The organism is Streptomyces sp. MBT65 (assembly GCF_016612545.1).
Classification (GTDB): Bacteria; Actinomycetota; Actinomycetes; order Streptomycetales; family Streptomycetaceae; genus Streptomyces.
On sequence record NZ_JAENRY010000479.1, the window covers coordinates 1 to 4,812 of the forward strand.

The 4,812-nt window shown below is 72.3% G+C and carries 6 protein-coding genes; 2 read left to right on the forward strand and 4 right to left on the reverse strand.

Features of this window, described 5'->3' with window-relative positions; all coding sequences use genetic code 11:
* Window positions 1–968 (reverse strand): AfsR/SARP family transcriptional regulator (locus JHN63_RS48580; protein ID WP_234478836.1); only part of this gene is annotated, 968 nt, incomplete at its 3' end.
* Window positions 969–1,181: 213 nt separating this feature from the next.
* Here JHN63_RS48580 and JHN63_RS48585 point away from each other — a divergent pair.
* Window positions 1,182–1,982, forward strand: coding sequence for a site-2 protease family protein (locus JHN63_RS48585; protein ID WP_200691540.1), 801 nt, complete (start codon window positions 1,182–1,184; stop codon window positions 1,980–1,982).
* On the opposite strand, the gene JHN63_RS48590 is transcribed toward JHN63_RS48585, so the two are convergent.
* The 3 genes from JHN63_RS48590 to JHN63_RS48600 form a co-directional block, all read right to left on the reverse strand.
* On the reverse strand, window positions 1,972–2,142 hold the full coding sequence (locus JHN63_RS48590) for a hypothetical protein (RefSeq protein ID WP_200691541.1): 171 nt from the start codon (window positions 2,140–2,142) through the stop codon (window positions 1,972–1,974). The genes JHN63_RS48585 and JHN63_RS48590 overlap by 11 nt on opposite strands.
* Before the next feature lie 71 nt (window positions 2,143–2,213).
* Complete coding sequence (gene npdG, locus JHN63_RS48595) at window positions 2,214–2,954, reverse strand: NADPH-dependent F420 reductase (RefSeq protein ID WP_200691542.1); 741 nt, start codon at window positions 2,952–2,954, stop codon at window positions 2,214–2,216.
* Window positions 2,955–2,991: 37 nt separating this feature from the next.
* Entirely contained in the window at window positions 2,992–4,083 is a 1,092-nt protein-coding gene (locus JHN63_RS48600; protein ID WP_200691543.1) for an exo-alpha-sialidase, read from the reverse strand.
* 105 nt (window positions 4,084–4,188) lie between these two features.
* Between JHN63_RS48600 and JHN63_RS48605 the strand changes: the two genes are divergently transcribed.
* A complete protein-coding gene (locus JHN63_RS48605; RefSeq protein WP_200691544.1) occupies window positions 4,189–4,791 on the forward strand; it encodes a hypothetical protein in 603 nt (200 codons plus the stop codon).
* Window positions 4,792–4,812 lie beyond the last annotated feature (21 nt).

Consider the following 4,812-nt stretch of genomic DNA (forward strand, 5'->3'; position numbering starts at 1 on the left):
TACGGCAGTTCTGGTGGGCCGGGTCCACCGGGGCCGTTGTGGACACCCGGTCCGCCGGGGCTGTCGTAGCCGCCCGATCCGCCCGAACCGTCGTAGGCACCCGGCCCACCAGAACTGCCGTAGACACCCGATCCACCGGAACCGGCACGACCGCCGGACCCCCCACCCGGCGCGCGACCGCCGGAGCCGCCGGGCCCGCCGAATCCGGAACGTCCGCCGACGCCGCCGTACCCACCACCATCGGGACTGAGCAACTCCCCGTGCAGCGCCCGTAGTTCAGGGCCGGGGTCGGAGCCGAGGCGGTCTGCCAGGAGTTGTCGTACGTCCTCGTAGGCGGCCAGTGCCTCCGCCGTGCGGCCGGTGGCGCGGAGGGCGCGGAGGCGGAGGGACTGGAGGGGTTCGTCGAGGGGGTGGGTGTCGCACAGGGCGGTCAGTTCGGGGAGGGCGGTGTCCGCGTCGCCGAGGGCCAGGGCCGCTGTCAGGCGGGCGCGACGGGCGTCGAGGTGGCGGGTCCCCCACCGGGCCGCCTCCGCCGTACGGTCGGGGAGGTCGGTGAGGGGCGGGCCGGTCCACAGGGCCAGGGCGTCGTCCAGGACCTCGGCCGCCTTCACCGCGTTGCCGTCGGCCAGCGCCCGCAGCCCCTCCCCCGTCAGCCGCTCGAAACGGTGCAGGTCGATGTCGTCGGGGGCGGCGGCGAGCCGGTAGCCGGTGTCCGCCGAGGTGATCGCGTCGGCGCCGAGCGCCCGGCGCAGCCTGCCCACCAGCGCCTGGAGCGCGCCGAGCGCGTCGGCGGGCGGGTCGGCGCCCCACACCTCGTCCACCAGCACGCTCGCGGGCACCGGCCGGCCGGGCCGCAGGGCGAGCACCGTGAGCAGGGCGCGCAGCCGTGCCCCGCCGACCGGGACGGGGGTGCCGTCGGAGCGGAGTGCCTGGGTGGTGCCGAGAATGCGATAGCGCACGGAGTCCATTGTCTCTGGTGGCGACGGAAGCGGTCACGGGGTTGGGGCGGCGCGGCGCCGGGCGCGGGCCCGCCCGGGAGGGGTGACGGGGTCGTAGAACGCGTGCCAGAGTCCCATGTCCCCACCTTCCCCGGAACCGACCACCGCTCGCGAGACGTTTTCCCTTCCGGCCCGGTACCGTCGGGCTTCGCGTCCACCGACCCCAGCAGGGAGCCCGCCCCCATGACCGCCACCACCACCCGCCCGAGCGACCGGCGGATCAGTCCCGTCTTCGTCGGGATCCTGGCCGTCACGGCGGTGACCGGCTGGGCCACCTGGACCGGGTTCGCCGAGCAGCCGGGTGTCGCCGTGTTCCTGTTCGTGACGGCGGCCTGGATCGTCTCGCTGTGTCTGCACGAGTACGCGCACGCGCGCACCGCGCTGCACAGCGGGGACATCTCGGTCGGCTCGAAGGGCTATCTCACCCTCAACCCGCTGAAGTACACGCACGCGCTGCTCAGCATCGTGCTCCCGGTGATCTTCGTCATCATGGGCGGCATCGGTCTGCCCGGTGGCGCGGTGTTCATCGAGCGCAACCGCATCCAGGGCCGCTGGAAGCACAGCCTGATCTCGGCGGCGGGCCCGCTCACGAACGTGGTGTTCGCGGCCGTCTGCACCGCGCCGTTCTGGCTGCACTCGCTCGACGGGGTGCCGCGGGACTTCCGGTTCGCGCTGGCGTTCCTCGCGCTGCTCCAGGTCACGGCCGCGCTGCTGAACTTCCTGCCGGTGCCGGGCCTGGACGGCTACGGCGTGATCGAGCCCTGGCTGTCGTACAACGTGAAGCGGCAGGTGGAGCCGTTCGCGCCGTTCGGCCTGCTGTTCGTGTTCGCGCTGCTGTGGGTGCCGTCGATCAACACGTACTTCTTCGACGTGATCGACGCGATCCTGCGCGGGCTCGGCATCAGCGACTTCGAGACCTACTGCGGGCAGAACCTGTACCGCTTCTGGCAGGGCACCAACGAGTTCTGCTCGGTCAGCGGGTGACCGAGCGGCCGCGCTTGAGGTAGTACCAGCACATGTTGGACGAGAGGCCCGCGAGCAGTACCCACACGATCCCGAGCAGGCTGCCCTCCACGAAGGAGACGACCGCCGCGGCCACGGCGAGCAGACAGACGACGAGGGCGTAGAGGGCGAGGCGGGGCATGGGTTCGGCTCCTGTCGGCTGAACGGATGGGGACACTGGCGGGTCGGCCGCCACCAGTGTCCCCCACCCGCTCAGACGTCCGTGACGCGCAGTCCCGCGTGGGCCTTGTAGCGGCGGTTGACGGAGATCAGGTTCGCGACCAGGGACTCCACCTGGTGGGCGTTGCGCAGCCGGCCGGCGAAGACACCGCGCATGCCGGGGATACGGCCGGCCAGCGCCTGCACGATCTCGACGTCGGCGCGCTCCTCGCCCAGCACCATGACGTCCGTGTCGATCTCGGCGATCTCGGTGTCCATGAGCAGCACGGCCGACAGGTGGTGGAAGGCGGCGGCGACGCGCGAGTCGGGCAGCAGGGCGGCGGCCTGTTCGGCGGCGCTGCCCTCCTCCGGCTTCAGCGCGTAGGCGCCCTTCTTGTCGAAGCCGAGCGGGTTGACGCAGTCGACGACGAGCTTGCCGGCCAGTTCCTCGCGCAGCGACTCCAGGGTCTTGCCGTGGCCGTCCCAGGGCACGGCGACGATCACGACGTCGCTGCGGCGCGCGGTCTCGGCGTTGTCGGCGCCCTCGACGCCGTGGCCGAGTTCCTCGGCGGCGGCCTGCGCGCGGTCGGCGGCGCGGGAACCGATGATCACCTTCTGGCCGGCCTTGGCGAGCCGGTAGGCGAGGCCCTTGCCCTGCGGCCCGGTCCCGCCGAGCACGCCGACGACCAGTCCGGAGACGTCGGGGAGGTCCCACGGGTCCTTGGCGGGTGCCTTCGCGGGGGCGGTCCCGGAGGCCGTCGCGGGGGTCTGTGCAGCACTGTCGGTAGAGGTCATGGGCCGACTTTACGTCCGGGTCGGCGACGGTATCGGCTCAGGTGAGGTCCGTCACGGGCACCCGTCGGAACGTGATCGTCTCGTACGGCCCGAAGTCGCCGGTCTCGTAGAGGAGCCCGACCGTGTCGTCGTCGACGCGGACGAGGTCGGAGTAGGCGGCGGGCAGGCCGTCGACCGTGAACACCGGGCGCCAGGTGACGCCGTCGTCGGTGGAGGCGCGCAGGGTCAGCAGGGCGCGGGCGGCCGGGTCGCCGGGGCCGGAGTACAACAACACGTCGGGGTCGCGGAGTTGGAGGACGGCGGCCTCGCAGATCGGGGCGACGAGGCCGGCCTGCGGGCGGAAGGGCTTGACGAGCGTCCTCCCGCCGTCCGCCGAGTACGCGTCGGCGCGGTTGCCGGGGGACGTCGAGTCGTTGCGGGTGTTGAAGTAGACGCGCCCGTCCGGGAGTTCGGCGGCGGTGGTCTCGTTGCAGTTGATGTAGCCGTCCGGGTTCTCGTCGACGTAACCGAGGTACCAGGTCTCGCCCTTGTCGTCGCTGAGCAGGCAGTGACCGCTGTTGTACTTGGCCTCGTTTCCCACGTCCTTGCCCGTCGGCGGGATCGTGTGGTTGGCGGCGACGACCACCCGGCCGGTGCTCAACTGGACGGCGTGCCCGGGCGTGGTGGCGTACCAGCGCCACTCGGGCTTCTTCACCTGCTCGGTGATCTCCTCCGAACTCGACCAGGTGACCCCGTCGTCGTCGCTGTACCGCACCCAGATCCGCCGTCCGTCGGCCGCCGTCACCTGGCCGCGCAGGATGGCGTCCTCGGTGGCGGTCGCGGTCGAGCGGACGTAGACGAGCAGGATGCGGCCGGTGTCGAGGACGACGGGGGCGGGATTGCCCGCGAGGTGGGGGCCGTTGGTGGCGGCGGCGGTGAGCGGGCCCCAGGTGCGGCCGCCGTCCGTGGAGCGGCGCAGGACGATGTCGATGTGGCCGTGGTCGCTCGCGGAGTCGACGCGGCCCTCGCAGAACGCCAGGAGGGTGCCGGCGCGGGAGACCACGATCGCCGGGATCCGGTAACTCGCGTAGCCGCCTTGGCCCGCGACGAAGGGGACGGTGACTTCTGTGGCTTCTGCGGTGTCTGTCATGAGGTGACTCCTTGCGGGACCGATGAGGCAGCACCATCCCCAAGTTGGGCGAATTCGTGGTGAACTCCGCGTCACGAACGGCCGGTTGGGGCAGGATGCTCGGCCATGGACGCCGTACGGGTCGCGCTGCTGCGTGAAGTGCTCGCCGGGACCGAGTGGTTGGGGGCCACGCGACGGTTCGCGGGGGTGTTGCGCGGGTCCGTCGTGTCGCACGGGGGTGGGCTGTTGCTGGTCGGCACGCCCGCGTACGAGCCGTGGCATCTCGCGGCGCATCTCGTCGACGAGGCGGCCTGGTCGGGCACGCCGGAACTGGCTCCGACTCTCGTACGGCATGACGCGCGGCCCTCCGATCCGGCGCATCTGGCGGTCGGGCTGGGGCGGATCGAGGCGGCTCGGCGGGGGGAGACGCTGCTCGTGGTGTCGCCGGAGGGGCCCGGTGATCCGCTTCTGGAGCGGGTGTCCGACGCGCGGCGGGCCGGGGCGACCGTGCTCGCGCTGGGTTCCGGGGACCGTGAACTGGCGTCGCTGGCGCATGAGTCGCTCGCCGTACCGGAGGGCACGGACCTCGACCTGGACACCGTGCAGCACCTGGTGAGCGCGGCGGCCGGGGAGAATGTGGTGCCGGTGGTGCGGGGGCGGCGGCGATTCCGTGACCGGGTGTCGTGGCTGACGGAACAGCTGACGGCACCGCCGACTGCGCGCTGGTAGAAACCCGGGCGCTTTCCCACC